Raw genomic sequence first — 21,260 nt, forward strand, 5'->3', positions numbered from 1 at the left:
GATAACCCTTATCTTGATAATTCAGTTAACAGATATTGTCGCCGCCATTAGAATGCTGTGCAATCGCGCCCATAGTCAGCGCAGGCGAAATTAGGAGCCCCGTACATGAGCAACATGAACCACGAACGTGTCCTCAGTGTTCATCACTGGAACGACACCCTGTTCAGCTTCAAGTGCACCCGCGACCCGGGTCTGCGCTTCGAGAACGGTCAGTTCGTGATGATCGGCCTGCAACAGCCCAACGGCCGTCCGCTTATGCGTGCCTACTCGATCGCCAGCCCGAACTGGGAAGAGCATCTGGAGTTCTTCAGCATCAAGGTGCCGGATGGCCCGCTGACTTCCCAGTTGCAACACTTGAAGGAAGGCGACGAGATCATCATCAGCAAAAAACCTACGGGTACGCTGGTGCTGGACGACTTGAAGCCGGGCAAGCATCTGTACCTGCTCAGCACCGGTACTGGCTTGGCGCCATTTATGAGCGTCATCCAGGACCCGGAAACCTACGAGCGTTTCGAAAAAGTGATCCTGTGCCACGGCGTGCGTTACGTCAATGAAGTCGCCTACCGCGAGTTCATCACCGAGCACCTGCCACAGAACGAGTTCTTCGGCGAAGCGCTGCGTGAAAAGCTGATCTACTACCCAACCGTGACCCGCGAGCCGTTCGAGAACGAAGGCCGTCTGACCGATCTGATGCGCAGCGGCAAACTGTTCAGCGACATCGGTCTGCCTCCAATCAACCCGCAGGACGACCGTGCCATGTTGTGCGGCAGCCCGAGCATGCTCGACGAAACCAGCGAAGTGCTGAACAGCTTCGGCCTGAAAGTTTCGCCACGTATGCGTGAGCCGGGTGACTATCTGATCGAGCGCGCCTTCGTCGAGAAGTAAACCGCACCGATCAAAAAAATGTGGGAGCGGGCTTGCTCGCGATATCGGTCTTTCAGACACCTGTGCGGTGACTGGAACTCCACAATCGCGAGCAAGCCCGCTCCCACATTGCGTTTCAGATCACTGCTTGGGAATTACCTCAAGCACCCGGATCGTGCCGGGTTCAGGGTAATGCCAGCGTACGTCCAGATCCCAGAACTGCGCGCCGTACTCTCGTTCGGGGGTGGGCGTCTGGTAGGCCGGGCGCGGGTCTTGCGCCAGGCATTGCTCAATCAGTGCCACCAGCGGCTCCTGGAGGCGTAGAGCCTGTGTATGAGCCTGTTGCAGGGCCGTATCGGCCCACGCCACGGGAATCAACATCGGTGCCGCGCTGGCCATGCCATTGCTGGCATCGGCAATGATGTCCGCGTAAGGCACATAGGGTTTGATATCGAGAATCGGCGTGCCGTCGAGCAGGTCGATTCCTGAGATCCACAGGCGATTGGCTTCAACCTTGTCCAGCTTGACCACAGACTGGCCGATGCCATTCGGGCGGTGGGTGGCGCGGGTTGCAAACACGCCCATCGACTTGTTACCGCCCAGCCGTGGCGGGCGTACTTTTAGCCGGGGTTTGTCTTCGAGCGCTTGATGGAACACGAACAAAAGCCAGACATGACTGACCTGCTCCAGCCCTTGTACCGCATCGCCCTGATCGAAAGGCGCGACCAGTTCCAGCACGCCACGGGCGGCCGGAGCCAGTTGCGGCTGACGGGGGATCGCGAACTTCTCCTTGAAGCAGGAGTGCACAAATCCGATGGGGGAGACGGTATAGGTCATGGAGGATGTCGGGCTGGTGGGTCAGGTCAGGTTCTTGTGGGAGCGGGCTTGCTCGCGATAGCAACGCCCCAGTGGTTCAGATGGACCGAGGCGTCTGAATCGCGAGCAAGCCCGTTCCCACAGGAGGTGTGTTTTCAGTCGCGAACGCGCAGGGTCAGGCCTTTCAGGAAGTTGCGCAGCAACTGGTCGCCACAGGTGCGGTAGTTGGTGTGGCCGAACTTGCGGAACAAGGCGCTCAGCTCAGGCTTGGATACCGGAAAACCAGCAGCCTTGAGGATGGCGTGCATGTCGTCTTCCTTGAGTTCGAAGGCCACGCGCAGTTTTTTCAGGATGATGTTGTTGGTCACCGGCAGCTCAACAGGCATCGGTGCACGGCTTTCGTCCTTGCCGCGCTTGAAGATCACCAGGCCATCAAGAAAGTGCGCCATCACGTCGTCAGGGCAACGAACAAAACCTTCTTCTTCGTCTTTTTTCAGGTAGGTCAGTACGTCTTCCTTGGTGACTTCAAGACCACCAAGCTTGATGATTTCGACAACCTTGTTGTCGCTGATGTCGAGCATGTAGCGCACGCTACGCAGTACGTCGTTATGAATCATGTGGGTAATCCTGATATTCAGCAGTGAGCACCGCAGGCATTGCTGCGGTGTCGAAATGTTCGGTGTGGGGCTTAGAACTTTTCTTTGGCGCTCATGTAGCGCCATTGGCCAACGGGCAATTTACCCATCGACACGCCACCAATACGGATCCGGCGGATAGAGATGACCGTCAGGCCGACGGCCTGGCAGAAGAGTGCAATGACCCCCGGCTGCGGATTTTTCATCGCAAAGCGCAGGCGGTTTTCACTCTGCCAGCTGGCCTTGACCGCAGGCAGCTCGCGACCCTTGTAGGTCATGCCGTGATTGAGGCGGTTCAAACCGTGGGGTGCCATCTCGCCAGAGACTTCAACCACGTACTCCTGCTCGATCTTGTTGGCATCGGCCGTCAGCTTGCGCACGATTTTCCAGTCTTGAGTAAACACCAGCAGGCCGCTGGCGTTGGCTTGCAGCTCGTTGCCAACGCTCAGGCGCAGGAAGTGGCCTTTTAGCGGGCGCTTGCCGAAACGGTGCTCCTCGCTCAGGGTTTCAGGGCCGATCAACGCCAGGGCGCTGTCAGTGTCCAGGCCCGCCGGGGCGTTCAACAAGATGGTCACCGGCTCTGGCGCAGTAGCCTTGGCCTCTGGGTCCAGCTCGACTTTTTGGTTGTCGACCTTGAATTGCGGCTCGTCGATGACTTCGCCATCTACCGTGACCCAGCCACCTTCAATGAACAGTTCGGCCTCACGGCGGGAGCAGCCGACGAGTTCGATGAGGCGTTTGGAGAGACGTATCGGTTCAGACATGACAGGGGCCGTATAGGAATTGGGCGGCTATTGTACCCGCCTGGCGCCGGTTAAGCCCGGCAACATTTGCCTTATGCACGTGCTGGGCGTTTATACCGCAGGTGCAGCAATGGATAAGGTTGGCCCAGGCCGTCTTTTTCGCAGCGCCCGGTGACCTCAAAACCTTGCTTGAGGTAGAAGCCAATGGCTTGCGGGTTCTGCTCGTTGACGTCGAGGCGCTCGGCATTCAGTTCGTTGATGGCGAACATCAGCAGGCACCTGCCTATGCCTTGTCCCCGGTAATCGGGGTGGATAAACAGCATTTCCACCTTGCCTCCCGCTACGCCCGCAAAGCCGGTTATGCGTTTGCTGACGGGATCCTTGCAACAGATCAGCATCACGGCATCCAGATATTGATCTTTGACCAGACCCCGTAACAGTTGGATATAGCTGTCAGGCAAAAAGTCGTGGGTAGCCCGTACCGATGCTTCCCACACGTCGGTCAGTTCTTCGAAGTCCGTAAGGCGTGGCGTATGAATAACCCATTGTTGTTGCATCAAGCGTGTCTCCTGACACAGGTAGGGATAGCAATGGATTAACGATAGCCGTAAAAAAAGCCCTGGCGCGAGAGCGGCAGGGCTTTTTGAGGGGCAGTCGCGGTTTAGATCACTTCAGCCCACAAGTCATACTCATCGGCGTCGGTGACGCGACACATGATCTTGTCACCCGGCTTGATGTCTTTTTCGGTAGCGATAAACACGTTGCCGTCGATTTCCGGTGCGTCGAAGAAGCAGCGGCCAACAGCGCCTTGCTCATCAACTTCGTCGATCAGGACTTCGATTTCCTTGCCGATTTTCATCTGCAGGCGTGCGGCGCTGATGGCCTGTTGGTGGGCCATGAAGCGGTCCCAGCGATCCTGCTTGACGTCGTCCGGCACGATGGCCGCGTCCAGCAGGTTGGCGGGGGCGCCTTCTACTGGCGAGTACTGGAAGCAACCCACGCGATCCAGTTGCGCTTCGGTCAGCCAGTCGAGCAGGTACTGGAAGTCTTCTTCGGTTTCACCCGGGAAGCCGACGATGAAGGTCGAACGGATAATCAGGTCCGGACAGATCACGCGCCAGTTTTTGATGCGGGCCAGGGTCTTGTCTTCAAACGCAGGGCGTTTCATGGCCTTGAGCACTTTGGGGCTGGCGTGCTGGAACGGGATGTCCAGGTACGGCAGGATCTTGCCGGCGGCCATCAGCGGGATCAGCTCGTCAACGTGCGGGTACGGGTAAACGTAGTGCAGGCGGACCCACACACCCAGCGAGCTAAGCGCTTCGCAGAGTTCGGTCATGCGGGTCTTGACCGGGGCGCCGTTCCAGAAACCGGTACGGTACTTCACATCAACGCCGTAGGCGCTGGTGTCCTGGGAAATCACCAGCAGTTCTTTTACGCCAGCCTTGACCAGGCGCTGGGCTTCGTCGAGGACGTCACCCACCGGACGGCTGACCAGCTTGCCGCGCATCGACGGGATGATGCAGAAGCTGCAGCTGTGGTTGCAGCCTTCGGAAATCTTCAGGTAGGCGTAGTGACGCGGCGTCAGCTTGATGCCTTGAGGCGGCACCAGATCGATCAGCGGGTTGTGATCCTGGCGCGGTGGCACCACCTGGTGCACGGCGTTGACCACTTGCTCGTACTGCTGCGGGCCGGTCACGGCGAGCACGCTTGGGTGTACGTTGCGGATGTTGCCTTCTTCGACACCCATGCAGCCGGTCACGATGACCTTGCCGTTTTCCTTGATCGCTTCACCGATCACTTCCAGGGATTCAGCTTTCGCGCTGTCGATGAAGCCGCAGGTGTTGACCACAACGACGTCAGCGTCCTGGTAGGTGGAGACGACGTCGTAGCCTTCCATACGCAGCTGCGTAAGGATGCGCTCGGAGTCTACTAACGCTTTCGGGCAACCCAGAGAAACAAAGCCAACCTTTGGGTTGGCTGACTTGGGGGTAATGGTGGACATGGCGAACCTCGGTATGTAGTGACGTTACATGCCCGTAAAGGCTGCACGACGAACGGGCGCTTTGGGCCTGCTGGCGCTTTGTTGAAATGATCAACCAAGCAGTAACAGGCTCTTGTGCGCCTCTGATCAAAAAAAGTGCGCAATTTTAGCTATGGTCAACGTACTTGACCAGCGTTATACGGGGATTTACGACGAGTGCTGCGCTATGCTGCGCGCCGTCGCGAAAACAGGGTTTTCAATCACCCGAATTTCGTGGATCAGATTCGCAAAATCAGCGCATGCTGCTGAACAAATGTAGCGCAAACCATTAAGAAACGCGGTCCATGGTCGTAGGGGTGGTTGATGGGGCAGGCAAGTAGTCAGGCGGCAGAAGACGGTCACTCAAAGGCCAGGCCCATAGGGATGCTGGTTGCAGCGGTCGGCGTGGTGTACGGCGATATTGGTACCAGCCCCCTGTACACCCTCAAGGAGGTGTTTTCCGGCGGGTATGGAGTGCAAGTCAACCATGACGGTGTGTTCGGGATTCTGGCGTTGATCCTGTGGTCGCTGATCTGGGTGGTCTCGATCAAGTATGTGCTGTTCATTCTGCGGGCAGACAACGAAGGTGAGGGCGGCATCATGGCCCTGACCGCATTGGCACGGCGTGCTGCTTCGCCCTATCCCAAGCTGCGTTCGGTGTTGGTGATCCTGGGGCTGATCGGTGCTTCGCTGTTTTACGGCGATAGCATGATTACTCCGGCGATCTCGGTATTGTCAGCGGTCGAAGGGCTTGAACTGGCGTTCAGCGGGCTGGAGCGCTGGGTCGTGCCGCTGGCCCTGATCGTGCTGGTGGCGCTCTTTTTGATCCAGCGCCGTGGCACAGCCACTCTGGGCAAGCTGTTCGGTCCGATCATGGTGCTGTGGTTCGTCGTGTTGGGCGGGCTCGGTATTCATGGCATCGCTCAACATCCTGAGGTGCTCAATGCGCTGAACCCCGTGTGGGGCGTGCGTTTCTTCGTCTCGCACCCCGGCATGGGCGTGGCCATTCTGGGCGCCGTGGTGCTGGCGTTGACCGGCGCTGAAGCGCTGTATGCCGACATGGGCCACTTTGGGCGCAAGCCGATTGCCCGGGCCTGGTTCATCCTGGTGTTGCCTGCGTTGGTGCTCAATTACTTCGGGCAGGGTGCTCTGCTTCTGGAAAACCCCGAGGCTGCCCGTAACCCGTTCTATTTGCTGGCACCCGCCTGGGCGCTGATTCCTCTGGTAGGCCTGGCCACGCTGGCCACGGTGATTGCCTCCCAGGCAGTGATTTCCGGGGCGTTCTCCCTGACCCACCAGGCGATTCAACTCGGTTATATCCCGCGCATGCATATCCAGCACACCTCCAGTGCCGAGCAGGGGCAGATTTACATCGGTGCGGTGAACTGGTCGCTGATGGTCGGGGTGATTTTGCTGGTGCTGGGCTTTGAATCCTCGGGGGCCCTGGCGTCGGCCTACGGGGTGGCGGTGACCGGCACCATGCTGATCACCAGTATTCTGGTGTCGGCGGTGATGCTGTTGCTGTGGAAGTGGCCGCCGATTCTGGCAGTGCCTGTACTGATTGGCTTTCTGTTGGTGGACGGTCTGTTCTTTGCCGCCAACGTACCCAAAATTGTGCAGGGCGGGGCCTTCCCGGTGCTGGCGGGGATTGTGCTGTTTATCCTGATGACCACTTGGCGTCGCGGCAAGCAACTGCTGGTGGATCGCCTTGACGAAAGTGCGCTGCCCTTGCCGCTGTTTATCAGCAGTATCAGGGTGCAACCGCCGCACCGGGTTCAAGGGACTGCGGTGTTTCTGACGGCCCGTCCGGACGCGGTGCCCCATGCGCTGTTGCACAACCTGCTGCATAACCAGGTGCTGCACGAGCAAGTGGTATTGCTGACGGTGGTCAACGAAGATTCGCCCCGGGTTCCTGCTTCGCGGCGTTTCGAGGTGGATTCGTATGGAGATGGCTTCTTTCGGGTGATCCTGCACTTTGGTTTCATGGACGAGCCGGATGTGCCTGAGGCGCTGAAGCTGTGCCATCTCGATGAGCTGGATTTCAGCCCTATGCGTACCACTTACTTCCTTAGCCGGGAGACGGTGATTGCGTCCAAGCTGGTGGGTATGGCGCGTTGGCGCGAGGGGTTGTTCGCGTTCATGCTCAAGAACGCCAACAGCAATTTGCGCTTCTTCAAGTTGCCACTTAACCGGGTTATCGAGTTGGGGACCCAGGTCGAGATGTAACCGCGTTCAGGTCGCCAATAAAAAGCCCCGGCTCGTGAGAGTCGGGGCTTTTTTGTGCAGGAGGGAGGCGCTTTTGTGGGAGCGGGCTTGCTCGCGATACAGACGCTGCGGTTTGCCTGATAAACCGCAGCGCACCCATCGCGAGCAAGCCCGCTCCCACAAATGACTTACTCGGCAGTCGTCTGATGTTTCTTGATCAGGTCTACAAGGCGCTGGGCCAGGGCCGGGTAGTTTTCGTCGAAGTGGTGCCCGCCGGGCAGTTTCAGGCTTTCGCCGACGGCTGTCTTGGCGGTGCAGCCGCTTTCATCCACCTCTTCTGCACCATAGATGCATACCACTTTGCTGGCAGGCAGCTTGGACATTTCCTCGCCCGTATCGGCTTCGGCGCCGGCTTTGCCGAGCCAGCCATCGACATGGATCTCAAAGCTGCCACTGCGGGCAAATGCCAGGAGCATGATAGCGTCGACCCGCTTTTGCTCGGCTTCAGGCAAGCGATTGTAAGTGGCAGGCAAAACGTCAGCACCAAACGAGTAGCCCACCAGTACAAAGCGCTGGGTGCCCCACTTCTGACGGTAATGCTGCATCAGTTCGGTCAGGTCGGTGGCGCTTTGCTCGGGTGTTTTGTGCTGCCAGTAGTAGCGCAGCATGTCGATGCCGACCACCGGGTAGCCGATCTTGGCCATTTCACCGGCCACATCGCGGTCCAGGTCTCGCCAGCCACCGTCACCGGACAGGAACAGGGTTACGGTGCTGTTTTGCTGGCCTGCGGGCACTTCGACCACCGGCATGCTCAACCCGCCGTTTTCATCGCCCACCAGTATTTTGCGCAGTTCGTTGCTCAGTACCTGCGGGTAATGAATGTCGTAGTCGCTGATGCTGGTCTGAGCGTTAGGTTGATCACGTACGAACGCAGCGCTCGGGTCGTCAGGGTTGTCGTTCCAGGCCACCAGCCAGTTGCCGTGGGCAGCGGTTTTTGGAACGGGCAGGGCGCAGCCGGGCTCTTCAAGCTTGAAACCGACCGACACGGCCTGGGCCTTGTCATTGGTCTGCTCGGCCAGCCAGCGCCAAGCCAGGGTGGCACCCGGGCCGATACCGCTGACCAGCGTCGCTGGGCCCTTGAGTTGTTGCAGTGCAGTTTGCAGGGCTTGCTGCTGCAGGGTGCAATCATCCTTGGGCAGTATCACCTGCACGACCTGTGCTTTGCCGCCACGGCTCAAGGCCACTAGCTGCTTGTCATTGAGCGCTTCTTCGGCGGGGGTGGCGATCACCACCCGGGCCAGGGCTTTCTGACCGGGAGTGACGTTGGTCAGAGTCGAGCCATTGGTTTGACTCAGGTGTTCAATTGTTGGCTCAGGCGCGGGGCGATTCCAGAACCAATAGCCGCCTGCAGCCAGTGCGACCAGAACTATCAAGGCAAGCAACAAAAACCGCCAGGAACGATGTTTCATTAACGTTTCACCAATCCAGTCAAGCCGCCTGCAATCAGGGCGGCGGTATCAGCCAGCGCTACCAGCGGATCAAGTCCGGCGGGCACGGCCATATAACGAGGTTCCCAGTCGGGCTGGAATTTATCTTTGAAGCGGCGCAAACCCTGGAAGTTGTACAGGTGCTCGCCGCGCTGGAACAGCATCGACCCCAGACGCTGGGTCAACGGTGCGCCGCGTCGGGGTTGCAGGCCGGACAGAGGTACCATTCCCAGGCTGAAACGTGCGTATCCATGCTTTTTATAATGCTGAATCAAACCCACCATCATGAATTCCATGGTCAGTTTTGGCGCTTCGGGGTGCGAGCGCATCAGGTCGAGGCTCGACAGCTCATGGCTGTGGGTTTCAAGCAGGTTGGCGAAGGCTACCGGCTTGCCTTCAAAGCGAATAATCGCCACGCGAAAGTGCTTGATGTAGTCCTCGCTGAAGCGACCCAGGGAGAAGCCTTTTTCCCGTACGTTTTTGCCGGTAAGCCAGGCATCCGAAATGGCCTTGAGTTCATCCATCGGGGCTTCACCCGGTTCGTGGATTTCCAGTGACAGACCGTCACGGGTGCCACGGTTCCAGGTGTAGCGCAGGTCTTTCATCTCTTTGCCCTTGGCTTCGAGATCAAAGCGGTGCAAGTCGACCCGGGCTTCTTCGCCGAGCTTGATCGCGGTCAGGCCAATGTCCATGTAAAACGGCAGGTTCTCGGCGCGGACTTGATAGAACACGGGGCGGGCGTGAAAGGTGTCGCACAGGTCGCGAAATTGCCAGATCAGCTCGGCACGCTGCTGGGGCGGTCCAATCGGGTCGTACAGCGCTACCAGGCTGCGCCCGCGGCGGGCGTACATCAGGAAGGCATTTTCATCCGGGTGGAACAGCAGGGCCTTGTCGCCGGTCAGGGCCAGGCCACCATCGGGCTGGTCGGAGGCCAGGATGATTTTTCCGGCTTTTTCCAGCTCTGCGGCATCGGGCAGGTGAATCACCGGGCGTGCGGTTCGCAATAGCCAGGTCAGCGACACGATCACCAGCAGCACGGCTGCGCCCAGCAACGAGCGCAGGCCCCGTGGGGCGTCCGAGTCGAGGGTGAACTGCCACCAGAGTTGATGGCTGTAAGGAACGTCCTGATAGGCGAACAGCAACAGCCAGATCGAGGCGCCCAGCACGCAGACACTGGCCACCAGATACAGGGGTGAAAACGGCAACTCGGTCAGGCGGCTCGGACGGTAGAACGAGCGGCGGAACAGCCCCAGCAGGCTGGCGGTCAGGACCAGGATAGTGGCTTCTTCCCAGTCAAAGCCTTTGAGCAGGGAAAGCACGGCGCCGACCAGCAGCAGAATCGTGGTCAGCATCCAGGCGGCGGACAGGCGCCGGCGCAGGCCTTGGGCAAGCAACAGACACAGCACGCCGATAAGGCTGGCGCCAAAGTGTGATGCGTCAATCAGGCGGTGCGGGATCAGAAAGCCGATGTGCTCAAGGCGTGTGTCAATTTCGGGAGTGGCCCCGGAAAACAGCAGCACCACGCCGGACATAAATACCAGGACCGCCAGAACCGGAGCGGCCAGGCCCGAGGCAACCCGCAGGCTTTGTCGGGTATGGATCAGGCGTTGGGCTTCGTTCAGCAACAGCAGCAGGCAGGCAATCAGCAGCGGCAGGATCACATAGATCATGCGATACAGCAGCAGGGCAGCCGCCAGAGGTGCTGCGCCGAGCTTGTCGGCAAAGGCGGCCAGCAGGATGGCTTCGAAAACCCCGACACCGCCGGGCACGTGGCTGAGTACGCCAGCAGCCAGCGCCAGCAGATACACCAGCATAAAGGCGCCAAAAGGTGGCGCTTCGGGTAGCAGCAAATACAGCACGGTGGCCGCTGCAGCGACGTCCAGGGCTGTAATGACTAATTGCAGGAAGGTCAGGCGCGGGCTTGGCAGGCGTAATGTGCGACGCCCGGCCTTTACCAGCAGGTTGTCCGGGATCGGTTGCTCAGGAAGGCGACGGCGATAGATGCCCAGTGCCAATAACCCGAACAGGGCCAGAACCGCGAAAGCAATTGCACCCAGTATATAAGCCGGGATGTGCAGGGCGGCGGAGGCGGCGGGCAAGTTGCTCAACGTTGCCAGTGCTGCCAGTGGCGGCAAGGCACAGCCCAGTGACAGGCTGGCGAACAGCGTCATGTGGGCGACTTCTGATGCGCCTACGCCATGACGTGCATACAGGCGATATCGCACGGAACCGCCGGACAGCAGCGACAGGCCGATGGCATTGCCGATAGCAAAGGCGGTGAAGCCGCCCAATGCCAGGGTTTTAGGTGGCAGCTTGACCCCGGCATACCGGCTGGCGGACCACTCATACCCCAGCAGTATCACAAAGCCCACGGCAGTCGCGGCCACTGCACCGAGGAGGGCGGGCTTGGGGACTTCCAGGATCGAGTCGTGCAGGGCGTACAGGTCAAGTTCGCTGAGCAGGTGGCGACAGGCAATCAGTGCTATCGCAAACAGCAACAAAGTGATTGCCAGACCAATGGGTTGGCGATACTTGCTCAGCAAATCCAGCCAGCGCAAACGAGTTGCGGCAATCGGGTGGGCTGCTGTGACGGCTTCTTTAAGTTCTGGCGAATTATCGGGCATCAATCACCTCGTGGATCGTGCGCGATAGGATGGAGGCATAGGCTCAAGTTACCAATCCTTTTGGTGAAAATATTTCTAAATATGTTTGGCTGTTTGCCTGAGGTTCAGGTTTGGCCTGTACAAAAAGGGTAATTATTGCCAGACAGCATAGACGACGGGACTTTCAGGAATATGACGTTGAGCGTCAATAACCGTTTTCCCCATACTTTTCGAGCGCGCACAAAAAAGGCCACTCTTTCGAGTAGCCTTTTTTGATGTTTGGTTGCGGGAGCCGGATTTGAACCGACGACCTTCGGGTTATGAGCCCGACGAGCTACCAGACTGCTCCATCCCGCGTCTGTGTGGGCGCATTCTACAGAGGATCGTGCGGGTGTCAACCTTAAATGTCGTAAGCGGTTGAAATACCCGGTTTTAATTCCTCCGGCTCGTGACGTGCAGAAGGCGGGTAAAACACCCGGGCACAAAAAAGGCCACTCTTTCGAGTAGCCTTTTAATGTTTGGTTGCGGGAGCCGGATTTGAACCGACGACCTTCGGGTTATGAGCCCGACGAGCTACCAGACTGCTCCATCCCGCGTCTGTGGGGCGCACTCTACAGTGATGAGTGGGGGAGTCAACCTTTAATGCATAAATGACCTGAATAAGATCAAAACAGGCCTGTTTTTGGGTTGGGGGCAGTTCGGTCTGTAGCAGCTGGCGAGGAACGAAGGCTGCGTTCGGCGGCGAAGCCGTCGCAAGTCAGGCGAGCTACAAAACAGACGCGCACAAAAAAGGCCACTCTTTCGAGTAGCCTTTTTCGATGTTTGGTTGCGGGAGCCGGATTTGAACCGACGACCTTCGGGTTATGAGCCCGACGAGCTACCAGACTGCTCCATCCCGCGTCTGTGGGGTGGATTCTACAGCGATCCGCTGGGCTGTCAAACCTTAATTTAGAAAAATTCGTTGTGCGTCAATTGGTTAAATAGAAAAGCTGGTTATAAAAAGGCCTGGAGGCCATGTTCCATATGGGGTGTAGCTCTATTGACGGGCAAGATTCGATTGAAAAAACAAATTTAATGGCGATATTTCCCACGTCTGTCGGGGAGAGTCGAGACCACTGGTGCTATATACAGTGGGTGGTGACATACTGGCAATCCGCATTGCCTACTCCCCTGAAGAACGCCGCCTTACATGACGCAGCGCAAAATCATCCACGTCGACTGTGACTGTTTCTATGCCGCTATTGAGATGCGCGATGACCCGAGCCTGGCAAACAAACCGATGGCAGTCGGGGGCTCGGCCGACCGTCGAGGTGTGATCTCGACCTGTAACTACGAGGCGCGGGCTTATGGTGTGCGCTCGGCGATGGCGTCCCGGCATGCACTCAAGCTGTGCCCGGATCTGATCATCGTTAACGGCAGGATGGATGCCTATAAAGAAGCGTCGAAAGAAATCCACGGCATCTTGCGCGATTACACCGACTTGATAGAGCCGCTGTCCTTGGATGAGGCTTACCTGGATGTGTCTGATAGCCCGCATTTTTCGGGCAGTGCCACGCGCATTGCCCAGGAAATTCGGCGCAGGGTCTCCAATCAACTGCACATCACCGTCTCGGCGGGTGTAGCACCGAACAAGTTTCTGGCCAAAATTGCCAGCGACTGGAAGAAGCCCAATGGGCTGTTCGTCATTACTCCGGATCAGGTTGAAGATTTCGTGTCGGCGTTGCCAGTCAACAAGTTGCATGGCGTGGGCAAGGTCACGGCGGACAAGCTGGGGCGGTTGGGGATTGAGACCTGCCTGCAGTTGCGTGACTGGAGCAAATTGGCGCTTGTGCGTGAGTTCGGCAGTTTCGGTGAGCGATTGTGGGGGTTGTCGCGGGGGATTGATGACCGTCTGGTGCAGAGCGACAGTCGACGTCAGTCTGTAAGCGTGGAAAATACCTACGATACCGATTTGCCGGATCTGGCCAGTTGCCTGGAAAAACTACCGGAGTTGCTGGAGACGCTGACTCGCCGCATTGCGCGTATAGACAGCAGTTATCGTCCAGGCAAGCCGTTCGTCAAAGTCAAATTCCACGATTTTACCCAGACCACACTGGAGCAGTCCGGTGCCGGGCGTGACCTTGAGAGTTATGAGGGGTTGTTGAGCCAGGCGTTTGCACGCGGCGCCAAGCCCGTTCGATTGCTCGGGCTTGGTGTGCGTTTGCAGGATTTGAACAGCGGGTTTGAGCAGCTGGAGCTGTTCAAGGGGTAGGCAAATAACTGTAGTCGCTGACGAGGTACGAGGCTGCGATGGGGTGCGAAGCAGCCCCAAAACACGAAGAGCCTGCGGCCCTTTTCGCAGCCTGCGGCAGCGACTACAAGGGCATGTGTCAGCTGACGCCCGGATCCGCTACCAGCCGACCGGCATCCTTGGTCAGAGAATGAAGGAACTCACGTTGTAGCTCGGGATCGTTGCGTGTGAGTTCGATCAGGCTTTGTTCCAGCTCGCTGGCTTCTTCTTCCAGTCCCAGTTCCGACAAGCGCTTGACCCGATGTACCCATTGGTTGACGTCGTCGCCCTCCAGGTCGTCGTAGATCAGGTTGTGCGCTTCAAGCAGCTTGCCACGCAGGTTGCTGCTGATCGACAGGGTTGAGTTCGAGTGGGTCTCGTCCTGAGCGTCTTCAACCATGATGGTCAGCTTGCCGATGTGATTGAGGTCTTGCTCGGCAAAAGGGCTGTCCAGCAGGTTGAGGCGCAATACACCGTTGCGATCAGTCGTCAGCTCATGAGTCTGCTTGCCGGCCTTGACCACAACCGGGCGTTCCGACCAGGGCAAGCTTGAATACTCCAGGCGCTTGTCGCGCTGAACATCATCAATACCGGCCAGGTTCTGTTCGGCGCGACCGTGGGACTGCACGTTCATCGCAGGGTTGATGCCCGCAAAGCCGTAGTTGATCCAGTCTTTGGTCACGCTGTCAGGAAGTTGCCCGAACATGAACACGTTAAGCACATTGGCACCCACCCCTGCGACGATAGCCACCGCCCCCAGCGGAATCTCATAGACTTCGCGCCAGGGCTGGTAAGGGGTGTAGCGGTCGTAATGGCGCGTGACATCGAACTCGGTGACCTCAAAGGTCTTTTGTTCATTGATGCGCACGCGGCGTTGCGGCAGCTCAAGCACTGCTGGCGAGCCAACATCGATCAGGAGGCTGTGGGCGAGCAGCTTTCGCTCGATTCGCTCCTCGTGCTCACTGCGTTGCGACATGTGATTGGCACAGCCGCTCAGCAGCAAGGTGCCGCACATGGCGGCACCTGCGAGGGTTAAGGTACTTCGCTTGAACATGACGCCTCTATCTGGTTTCAGCGAGCGATACGGGCTTGAAGGAAGGCAAGCACATCAGCAACGGGCAGGGCTTGAGGCTCTGCTTCGGTGCGGCTCTTGTATTCCAGATTGCCTTCAGCAAGGCCACGGTCACTGACCACGATCCGGTGAGGGATGCCGATCAGTTCCATGTCGGCGAACTTGATGCCCGGGCTGGTTTTCTTGTCGCGGTCGTCCAGTAGCACTTCAAAGCCTGCGGCCGTCAGTTCGGCGTAGAGCGTGTCGGTGGCTTCGCGTACGGCTTCGGTCTCGTAGCGCAGTGGAACCAGTGCGACCTGGAAAGGTGCCAGGGCATCGCTCCAGATAATGCCGCGTTCGTCGTTGTTCTGCTCGATGGCTGCTGCCACGACGCGGGAAACACCGATGCCGTAGCAACCCATTGCTAGGGTTACCGGCTTGCCGTTTTCGCCCAGCACCTGGCACTTCATCGCTTCGCTGTACTTGGTGCCCAGCTGGAAGATGTGACCCACTTCGATGCCGCGCTTGATTTCCAGCGTGCCCTTGCCATCCGGGCTCGGGTCGCCAGCGACCACGTTGCGCAGGTCGGCAACGGTCGGAACCGGCAGGTCGCGTTCCCAGTTCACGCCGAAGTAGTGCTTGTCATCGATGTTGGCGCCCACGCCGAAGTCGCTCATCAATTCGACCGAACGGTCAATGATGCACGGCAGCGGCAGGTTCAGCGGGCCCAGGGAGCCTGCACCGGCGCCGATGGCGTCACGTAGTTCTGCGTCCGAAGCCATGACCAGCGGGCTTGCTACCAGCGGGTGGTTGCCAGCCTTGATTTCGTTAAGTTCGTGATCACCGCGAATAACCAGAGCGATCAGCTTGCCTTCTTCGGCGGCGTGAACGATCAGGGTCTTGACGGTTTTTTCGATGGCCAGATCATAGCCTTCGACCAGTTGGGCGATGGTCTTGGCATCTGGCGTGTCGACCAGGCGCAGCTCCTGGGTGGCAGCAGGGCGCGAGGTTTCGGCTGGAACGGCTTCGGCTTTTTCGATGTTGGCCGCGTAGTCGGAACCATTGCTGAACACGATGTCGTCTTCGCCAGACTCGGCCAGAACGTGGAACTCGTGGGAACCGGCGCCGCCGATGGAGCCGTTGTCCGCTTCAACCGGACGGAAGTTCAGGCCCAGGCGGGTGAATACATTGCAGTAGGCCTGGTGCATGCGGTCATAAGTGACCTGCAGCGAAGCGTTGTCGACGTGGAAGGAGTAGGCGTCCTTCATGATGAACTCGCGGCCGCGCATCAAGCCGAAGCGCGGGCGGGTTTCGTCACGGAATTTGGTCTGGATCTGGTACAGATTGATCGGCAACTGCTTGTAGCTGTTGAGCTCGTTGCGGCACAGGTCGGTGATGACTTCTTCGTGGGTCGGGCCTACGCAGAACTCGCGACCGTGGCGATCTTTCAGGCGCAGCAGTTCGGCGCCGTATTCTTCCCAGCGACCGGATTCCTGCCACAGCTCAGCTGGCTGGATGCTCGGCATCAGCACTTCAAGAGCACCTGCAGCGTTCATTTCTTCGCGAACAATGGCTTCGGCCTTGCGCATGATCCGCAGGCCCATGGGCAGCCAGGTGTACAGGCCGGAAGCAAGTTTGCGAATCATGCCGGCGCGCAGCATCAGCTGGTGGCTGATAACGACCGCATCGGAAGGCGTTTCTTTCTGTGTGGCGAGCAGATATTGGCTGGTGCGCATGGTTAGTCGTTGCCGTTGCTGATGACTAGAAATGACCTCGCATTGTACGGGCGAGATCAGTTTGCGTACAGCGCGGGCGGGGGAGAGTGCTCCCCCCGCAGATTTATGGCTGTTTTTCGAGGTCTACAGCGGGCTTCTGGCGGGCCCGACGGCTTTCCTGAAACCAGTGCAGGCTGATCAGCAGCAAGGTAGGGATGCCCATCAGTGCCGTGATGATAAAGAAGTTGTGATAGCCGAACTTCTCCACCAGAACCCCTGAATAGCCGCCCATCAGGCGAGGCAGCAGCAGCATGATGGAGCTGAGCAGGGCGTACTGGGTGGCTGAAAACTTGAGGTTGGTCAGGCTGGACAGGTAGGCGACGAACGCAGACGTGGCGAGGCCGGAGCTGAAGTTGTCGAGAGAGATAGTGACGATCAGCATGTCCAGGTTCGGGCCCATGTCTGCCAGCAACATAAATAGCAGGTTGGTGCTTGCTGAGGCCGCCCCGCCAATCAGCAGGATCGGCAAAATGCCGAAGCGCACGATAAGCAAGCCGCCCATACCAGCGCCAACGAGGGTCATGATCAAGCCGAAAATCTTGCTGACCCCGGCGATCTGATCCTTGGTGAACCCTTGGTCGATATAGAACACGTTGGCCATCACGCCCATGACCGTGTCAGACATGCGGTAAGTGGCAATCAGGCCCAGCAGCAGAAGGGCTTGCCAGCGATAACGCAGGATAAAATCATTAACCGGTGTCAGGACTGGCGCTAGCCCGCGTCGTCCAAAGGTCGAGAGGCACAACACCGTGAGTAGCGTGTACAGGATGGCGCGCAGAAATGCCCTGTCTTCAAGCACCAGTGTCATCGGGCTGACGCCCTCGAACAGGACGCCTGCAAAATCGGTGTTGTAGAGCTGCGTGAACATCGCCGGTACTGAAACAAGCAAGACGATCAGTACGAATACAGACGCCAGCTGATGACCAAAACTGTAGCGCCCGGCCGACAGTTGGGTGCGCAGCGGTACCGGGGGCTCGCGCATGAACAGGGTGGTGAGCAGCGCTGGCACCATGAGCAGGCCGAACAGCACATAAGTACCGGTCCAGGCCGAATGTTTGTAGTTAAAGCCCGTCGAGCCGAAGCCCTCGGCAAAGAACAGGGCGCCTGCGGTGGCCAGCAGGGCTGCCACGCGATAGCCGGACATATAACTGGCAGCGAGCGCGGCCTGACGATTGTCTTCTGCGATTTCCAGGCGGTAGGCATCCACGGCGATGTCCTGGGTCGCCGAGGCGAAGGACACGACAACCGCGATGGCAATCAGCCAGGAAAGGTGTTTTTGCGGGTCGCAAAAACCCATGCCGATCAGGCCCAGGATCACCAGCGACTGCGACAGCACCAGCCATGAACGACGCCTGCCAAGTTTTCCGAGCAGCGGTAAACGCCATTGGTCCAGCAGCGGGGACCACACCCATTTAAAGGCGTAAGCCAGGCCGATCAGGCTGGCATAGCCAATGGTTTCACGGGCCACACCGGCTTCGCGCAGCCACACGGAGAGCGTTGAAAAAACCAGCATGTACGGTAAACCGGCGGCAAAACCGAGCAGTAACAGCACAAGGGTTGAGGGGCTGGAATAGGCAGCTAGCGCTTCGCGCCAGGTTTTACGGGGCATGGACTGGAGTCTGCCTCTGGTTGCGGAAACAAAGGGCGCACTCTAACCGCAGTGCTCTATCGGGCGCCAGCCATGACGTTGCATATCCACGCGATTATTCATGATGCTCAGGCCCTCGGCGCGCAAACGCGCACGCTGTTCATCACCGGACGGGCTACCTACTGGCAAACTGATACGGCCACCAGCGGCAAGAACCCGATGCCAGGGCAGGCGCGTGCCTTCAGGGAGTTGGCTGAGCGTTCGCCCAACCCACCGTGCAGCTCGACCCAGACCAGCCAGTTCGGCAAGCTGGCCGTAGGACACCACATAACCTGCGGGCACCATCATCAAGGTTGAATACAGTGCTGTACGGCGAATTTCGGCGGGGCTTTGAGGGGTGTCGATGAGTGTGCTCACGGCGGGCTTCTGGTAGGCGGAATGGGGGCTTGCGCTGTTAACTCAACTATAGAAGGAACTCCAGCACAATGAGCCGGTCTTTCTTTCTCAAGGGCGTGTCCATGGGGATAATGCCGGCATTCTTTCGCACTCCTGAGTTTCGCATTTGCTTATGCTGTCCAGAACCCTGTTATGCCTTGCTGTCCTGAGCCTTACTGCGCCCGTGCTTGCCGATACGGTGTGGTTGAAAAATGGCGACCGTCTGACCGGCAAGATCAAAGTATTCGACGGTGGCAAGTTGCTGATCCAGACCGAATACGCGGGTGCCGTGCCCATTGACTGGAAACAGGTCAAAACCCTTGAAAGTGATCAGGAACTGCTGGTCAAGCAGGATGCCTACACCGGAGAGAAAGCCAAGTCGTTGCAGGCAGCCGAAGATGGCCGCGTAACCCTGGCCAATGGCGAAGCGCCGAAAACCGTAGAGCTGGCCAGTATTCAGCAAATCCTCAAGCCCAAGCCGGTGATTGAAGACCTGGTCTGGAAAGGCAATGTCGATGTGGCGCTGGACTACAAGCGGGCCGACAAGGATACCGACGATTACGACATCGACTTCAAGACCACTGCTCGTCACGGTGCCTGGCGCCATCATGCAGAAGGCGAATACAACCGCGAGTTTCAGAACGATGTTGTCACGACGGACAACTGGACTGCCGAATACGCGCTTGACCACTTCATTGATGAAAAGTGGTACTGGCAAGGTCGTCTGACTTATAACCGTGACCGGGTCGAAGACGTTTCACGCCAGCGCACGATCGGTACTGGTCCGGGCTATCAGTTCTGGGATGACGAACTGGGTGCGTTCTCCCTGGGGTCGCTGATCAACCGCACGGACTATGAATATTCTGACGGCAAAAAAGATAACTTCTACTCGTTGGCCATGAAGTGGGATTACAACCGCTACTTGCTGGGCAAGACAGTGTCGATCTTCACCAATGGTGAGTTGGGCAAGTCGCTGGAGAGTACGTCGGACTACAGCCTCGATTCCGAAATAGGCTTGCGTTACAAGGTGACCGAGTGGGCATCGCTCAATCTCAAGGCCGAGAAAGACCTTATTGGTGGTTCAAGCGGCTCTGATAACTCCCTCAACAAGACTCGCTACACCATGGGGTTTGGCGTGACCTGGTAATAGCTCCCACCGTTGCAGCTGCCGAAGGAACGCAGCCTCGTTCCTTCGGCAGCGGCTACAGGTTGCTCTAGATCCGCAAGCCGCCATCAAGCTCCAGAATCCGCCCGGTGTAGTAGTCGTTTTCAAAAATGTAGGCCGCGGAATGGGCGATTTCTTCAACCTTGCCCATGCGCTTCAACGGGATGCCGGAAGTCATCTTTTCGAGGGCTTCGGGTTTCATGCCCAGGGTCATTTCGGTTTCGATAAAGCCTGGGGCAATCCCGGCCACCCGAATGCCGTAGCGTGACAGCTCTTTGGCCCAGGTCACGGTGGCTGCGGCAACTCCGGCCTTGGCTGCCGAGTAGTTGGTCTGGCCTACGTTACCGGCGCGCGAGATCGACGAAATGTTGATAATCGCGCCCTGACTGTTGAGCTCGATCATTTTTGCCGCGACCTCACGGGTGCACAGGAAAACGCCCGTCAGGTTGACGTCGATCACCGCCTGCCATTGCGCGAGGCTCATCTTGGTCATCACCCCGTCCTTGACCTTGAGCAGCAGTCCGTCGCGCAAAATGCCGGCGTTGTTTACAAGACCATTGATCGCGCCAAAATCTTCTGCAATCTGGGCAACAGTTTGCGTAACCTGTTCTTCATCGGCGACGTTACACAGGTAAGCGCGGGCCTCTACACCGTGTGCCTGACAAGCCGCGACCGCCAATTCGAGCTTTTCCGGATTGAGGTCGACCAGTGCCAGCCTTGCGCCCTTGGCAGCCAGATACTCAGCCATTGCACGGCCCAGCCCTTGGCAGCCGCCAGTGATAATGATTACTTTGTCTTTTAGTTGCATGGGTGCCCTGATCTCGACCGTTATCGACGGATTTTTTATTAAGGAGTCATAAGTTGAGCGTTGAAGCTGCCAAGCATGCCCGAGAATTACTGCTCAAGGAATACCGCGGCGCCCTGTCGACCCAGTCCAAGGCCATGCCGGGTTTTCCCTTTGGTTCCGTGGTGCCTTATTGCCTGGATGAGCAGGGGCGCCCGCTGATTTTGATCAGCCGTATTGCCCAGCACACCCATAACCTGCGCAAGGACCCCAAGTGCTCGCTGATGGTAGGCGAGCGGGGGGCTGAAGATGTCCAGGCCGTTGGGCGCCTGACGTCCCTGGCCGAAGCCGAGCAGTTGACCGAGGCTGCAGCGATTGCCGCCGCAGCTGAGCGCTACTACCGCTATTTCCCCGAGGCCAGGGGCTATGACACGGCCCATGATTTCGACTTTTGGGTGCTTAACCCGGTCAGGCACCGTTATATAGGTGGTTTCGGGGCGATTCACTGGCTGGATCAAGTCACGCTGGCCAACCCCTTTGCCGGGCAGGTCGAGGTGCGCATGGTGGAGCACATGAACGCCGACCACGCCAACGCCATCGAGCATTACGTCAAATTGACCGGTCTACCGCTAACAACGCCAGCTACGCTGGTGGGTATCGACAGCGAAGGCATGCATTTGCGTATCGGTGAAGGCCTGCATTGGTTGGGCTTTCCCGAGCCTTGCAATACTTCGACACAGGTGCGCGAAGCGTTGGTTTTATTGGCGCGTGCAAGTGAATGGCCGAAAAAACAGACGACCTGACCTTGAATTTTCACAGG

At 58.2% G+C, this 21,260-nt stretch carries 17 protein-coding genes and 3 tRNA genes; 5 read left to right on the forward strand and 15 right to left on the reverse strand.

Annotation, left to right across the window (positions count from 1 at the left end):
• The first annotated feature begins 105 nt into the window (after nt 1–105).
• Entirely contained in the window at nt 106–885 is a 780-nt protein-coding gene (gene fpr, locus AC19YQ_RS20930) for a ferredoxin-NADP reductase (protein WP_019827846.1), read from the forward strand.
• A 120-nt stretch (nt 886–1,005) separates the two neighbouring features.
• Here the strand turns inward: fpr and tsaA are convergent, their stop codons facing one another.
• From tsaA to rimO, 5 genes are all read right to left on the reverse strand, one after another.
• Entirely contained in the window at nt 1,006–1,701 is a 696-nt protein-coding gene (gene tsaA, locus AC19YQ_RS20935) for a tRNA (N6-threonylcarbamoyladenosine(37)-N6)-methyltransferase TrmO (protein ID WP_500595851.1), read from the reverse strand.
• Nucleotides 1,702–1,835: 134 nt separating this feature from the next.
• Nucleotides 1,836–2,297 (reverse strand): YehS family protein, encoded by a 462-nt coding sequence (locus tag AC19YQ_RS20940; protein WP_095003025.1) that lies wholly within the window; start codon nt 2,295–2,297, stop codon nt 1,836–1,838.
• A gap of 71 nt (nt 2,298–2,368) precedes the next feature.
• On the reverse strand, nt 2,369–3,079 hold the full coding sequence (locus AC19YQ_RS20945) for an rRNA pseudouridine synthase (protein WP_133075816.1): 711 nt from the start codon (nt 3,077–3,079) through the stop codon (nt 2,369–2,371).
• Nucleotides 3,080–3,150: 71 nt separating this feature from the next.
• Nucleotides 3,151–3,615 carry a GNAT family N-acetyltransferase gene (locus AC19YQ_RS20950; RefSeq protein WP_339473727.1) on the reverse strand — a complete coding sequence of 155 codons (465 nt, stop codon included), beginning with the start codon at nt 3,613–3,615 and terminating at the stop codon, nt 3,151–3,153.
• Between the two features lie 104 nt (nt 3,616–3,719).
• Entirely contained in the window at nt 3,720–5,060 is a 1,341-nt protein-coding gene (rimO, locus tag AC19YQ_RS20955) for a 30S ribosomal protein S12 methylthiotransferase RimO (protein WP_500595852.1), read from the reverse strand.
• A 342-nt stretch (nt 5,061–5,402) separates the two neighbouring features.
• Here rimO and AC19YQ_RS20960 point away from each other — a divergent pair, with 342 nt between their 5' ends.
• A complete protein-coding gene (locus AC19YQ_RS20960; RefSeq protein WP_133075812.1) occupies nt 5,403–7,304 on the forward strand; it encodes a potassium transporter Kup in 1,902 nt (633 codons plus the stop codon).
• Nucleotides 7,305–7,471: 167 nt separating this feature from the next.
• On the opposite strand, the gene AC19YQ_RS20965 is transcribed toward AC19YQ_RS20960, so the two are convergent.
• From AC19YQ_RS20965 to AC19YQ_RS20985, 5 genes are all read right to left on the reverse strand, one after another.
• Entirely contained in the window at nt 7,472–8,752 is a 1,281-nt protein-coding gene (locus tag AC19YQ_RS20965; RefSeq protein ID WP_500595853.1) for a virulence factor family protein, read from the reverse strand.
• Complete coding sequence (gene mprF, locus AC19YQ_RS20970; protein WP_133075810.1) at nt 8,752–11,394, reverse strand: bifunctional lysylphosphatidylglycerol flippase/synthetase MprF; 2,643 nt, start codon at nt 11,392–11,394, stop codon at nt 8,752–8,754. The genes AC19YQ_RS20965 and mprF overlap by 1 nt, the downstream gene beginning before the upstream one ends.
• Before the next feature lie 259 nt (nt 11,395–11,653).
• Nucleotides 11,654–11,730, reverse strand: a tRNA-Met gene (locus AC19YQ_RS20975).
• Nucleotides 11,731–11,892: 162 nt separating this feature from the next.
• Nucleotides 11,893–11,969: transfer RNA gene (locus AC19YQ_RS20980), tRNA-Met, on the reverse strand.
• Between the two features lie 227 nt (nt 11,970–12,196).
• Nucleotides 12,197–12,273 (reverse strand) — tRNA-Met (locus AC19YQ_RS20985).
• A gap of 289 nt (nt 12,274–12,562) precedes the next feature.
• On the opposite strand from AC19YQ_RS20985, the gene dinB reads away from it, so the two are divergent.
• Entirely contained in the window at nt 12,563–13,624 is a 1,062-nt protein-coding gene (gene dinB / locus AC19YQ_RS20990; RefSeq protein ID WP_339473729.1) for a DNA polymerase IV, read from the forward strand.
• Nucleotides 13,625–13,742: 118 nt separating this feature from the next.
• Here dinB and AC19YQ_RS20995 read toward each other — a convergent pair whose 3' ends face one another.
• From AC19YQ_RS20995 to AC19YQ_RS21010, 4 genes are all read right to left on the reverse strand, one after another.
• Nucleotides 13,743–14,696 (reverse strand): hypothetical protein, encoded by a 954-nt coding sequence (locus tag AC19YQ_RS20995; RefSeq protein WP_326398364.1) that lies wholly within the window; start codon nt 14,694–14,696, stop codon nt 13,743–13,745.
• A gap of 17 nt (nt 14,697–14,713) precedes the next feature.
• Entirely contained in the window at nt 14,714–16,429 is a 1,716-nt protein-coding gene (locus AC19YQ_RS21000; protein WP_339473732.1) for a proline--tRNA ligase, read from the reverse strand.
• 103 nt (nt 16,430–16,532) lie between these two features.
• Nucleotides 16,533–18,077 carry an AmpG family muropeptide MFS transporter gene (locus AC19YQ_RS21005; RefSeq protein WP_133075806.1) on the reverse strand — a complete coding sequence of 515 codons (1,545 nt, stop codon included), beginning with the start codon at nt 18,075–18,077 and terminating at the stop codon, nt 16,533–16,535.
• Nucleotides 18,078–18,119: 42 nt separating this feature from the next.
• On the reverse strand, nt 18,120–18,473 hold the full coding sequence (locus AC19YQ_RS21010) for an MGMT family protein (RefSeq protein WP_500595854.1): 354 nt from the start codon (nt 18,471–18,473) through the stop codon (nt 18,120–18,122).
• Nucleotides 18,474–18,624: 151 nt separating this feature from the next.
• Here AC19YQ_RS21010 and AC19YQ_RS21015 point away from each other — a divergent pair, with 151 nt between their 5' ends.
• The gene (locus AC19YQ_RS21015; RefSeq protein WP_339473737.1) at nt 18,625–19,638 is read left to right on the forward strand and encodes a DUF481 domain-containing protein; all 1,014 of its coding nucleotides are present in this window, start codon (nt 18,625–18,627) and stop codon (nt 19,636–19,638) included.
• Between the two features lie 67 nt (nt 19,639–19,705).
• Here the strand turns inward: AC19YQ_RS21015 and AC19YQ_RS21020 are convergent, their stop codons facing one another.
• Complete coding sequence (locus tag AC19YQ_RS21020) at nt 19,706–20,464, reverse strand: SDR family oxidoreductase (RefSeq protein ID WP_046808918.1); 759 nt, start codon at nt 20,462–20,464, stop codon at nt 19,706–19,708.
• A 53-nt stretch (nt 20,465–20,517) separates the two neighbouring features.
• On the opposite strand from AC19YQ_RS21020, the gene AC19YQ_RS21025 reads away from it, so the two are divergent.
• A complete protein-coding gene (locus AC19YQ_RS21025) occupies nt 20,518–21,243 on the forward strand; it encodes a HugZ family pyridoxamine 5'-phosphate oxidase (protein ID WP_500595855.1) in 726 nt (241 codons plus the stop codon).
• Nucleotides 21,244–21,260 lie beyond the last annotated feature (17 nt).

The organism is Pseudomonas sp. MF06569 (assembly GCF_059862735.1).

Excerpts from the sequence above, each read along its gene's own strand:
- AC19YQ_RS20965 (WP_500595853.1), bottom strand. The coding sequence starts at position 8,752 with ATGAAACATCGTTCCTGGCGGTTTTTGTTGCTTGCCTTGATAGTTCTG.
- rimO (WP_500595852.1), bottom strand. The coding sequence starts at position 5,060 with ATGTCCACCATTACCCCCAAGTCAGCCAACCCAAAGGTTGGCTTTGTT.
- dinB (WP_339473729.1), top strand. The coding sequence starts at position 12,563 with ATGACGCAGCGCAAAATCATCCACGTCGACTGTGACTGTTTCTATGCC.
- AC19YQ_RS21015 (WP_339473737.1), top strand. The coding sequence starts at position 18,625 with ATGCTGTCCAGAACCCTGTTATGCCTTGCTGTCCTGAGCCTTACTGCG.
- AC19YQ_RS21005 (WP_133075806.1), bottom strand. The coding sequence starts at position 18,077 with ATGCCCCGTAAAACCTGGCGCGAAGCGCTAGCTGCCTATTCCAGCCCC.
- AC19YQ_RS20995 (WP_326398364.1), bottom strand. The coding sequence starts at position 14,696 with ATGTTCAAGCGAAGTACCTTAACCCTCGCAGGTGCCGCCATGTGCGGC.
- fpr (WP_019827846.1), top strand. The coding sequence starts at position 106 with ATGAGCAACATGAACCACGAACGTGTCCTCAGTGTTCATCACTGGAAC.
- AC19YQ_RS20945 (WP_133075816.1), bottom strand. The coding sequence starts at position 3,079 with ATGTCTGAACCGATACGTCTCTCCAAACGCCTCATCGAACTCGTCGGC.
- tsaA (WP_500595851.1), bottom strand. The coding sequence starts at position 1,701 with ATGACCTATACCGTCTCCCCCATCGGATTTGTGCACTCCTGCTTCAAG.
- AC19YQ_RS20940 (WP_095003025.1), bottom strand. The coding sequence starts at position 2,297 with ATGATTCATAACGACGTACTGCGTAGCGTGCGCTACATGCTCGACATC.
- mprF (WP_133075810.1), bottom strand. The coding sequence starts at position 11,394 with ATGCCCGATAATTCGCCAGAACTTAAAGAAGCCGTCACAGCAGCCCAC.
- AC19YQ_RS20950 (WP_339473727.1), bottom strand. The coding sequence starts at position 3,615 with ATGCAACAACAATGGGTTATTCATACGCCACGCCTTACGGACTTCGAA.
- AC19YQ_RS21000 (WP_339473732.1), bottom strand. The coding sequence starts at position 16,429 with ATGCGCACCAGCCAATATCTGCTCGCCACACAGAAAGAAACGCCTTCC.
- AC19YQ_RS20960 (WP_133075812.1), top strand. The coding sequence starts at position 5,403 with ATGGGGCAGGCAAGTAGTCAGGCGGCAGAAGACGGTCACTCAAAGGCC.
- AC19YQ_RS21020 (WP_046808918.1), bottom strand. The coding sequence starts at position 20,464 with ATGCAACTAAAAGACAAAGTAATCATTATCACTGGCGGCTGCCAAGGG.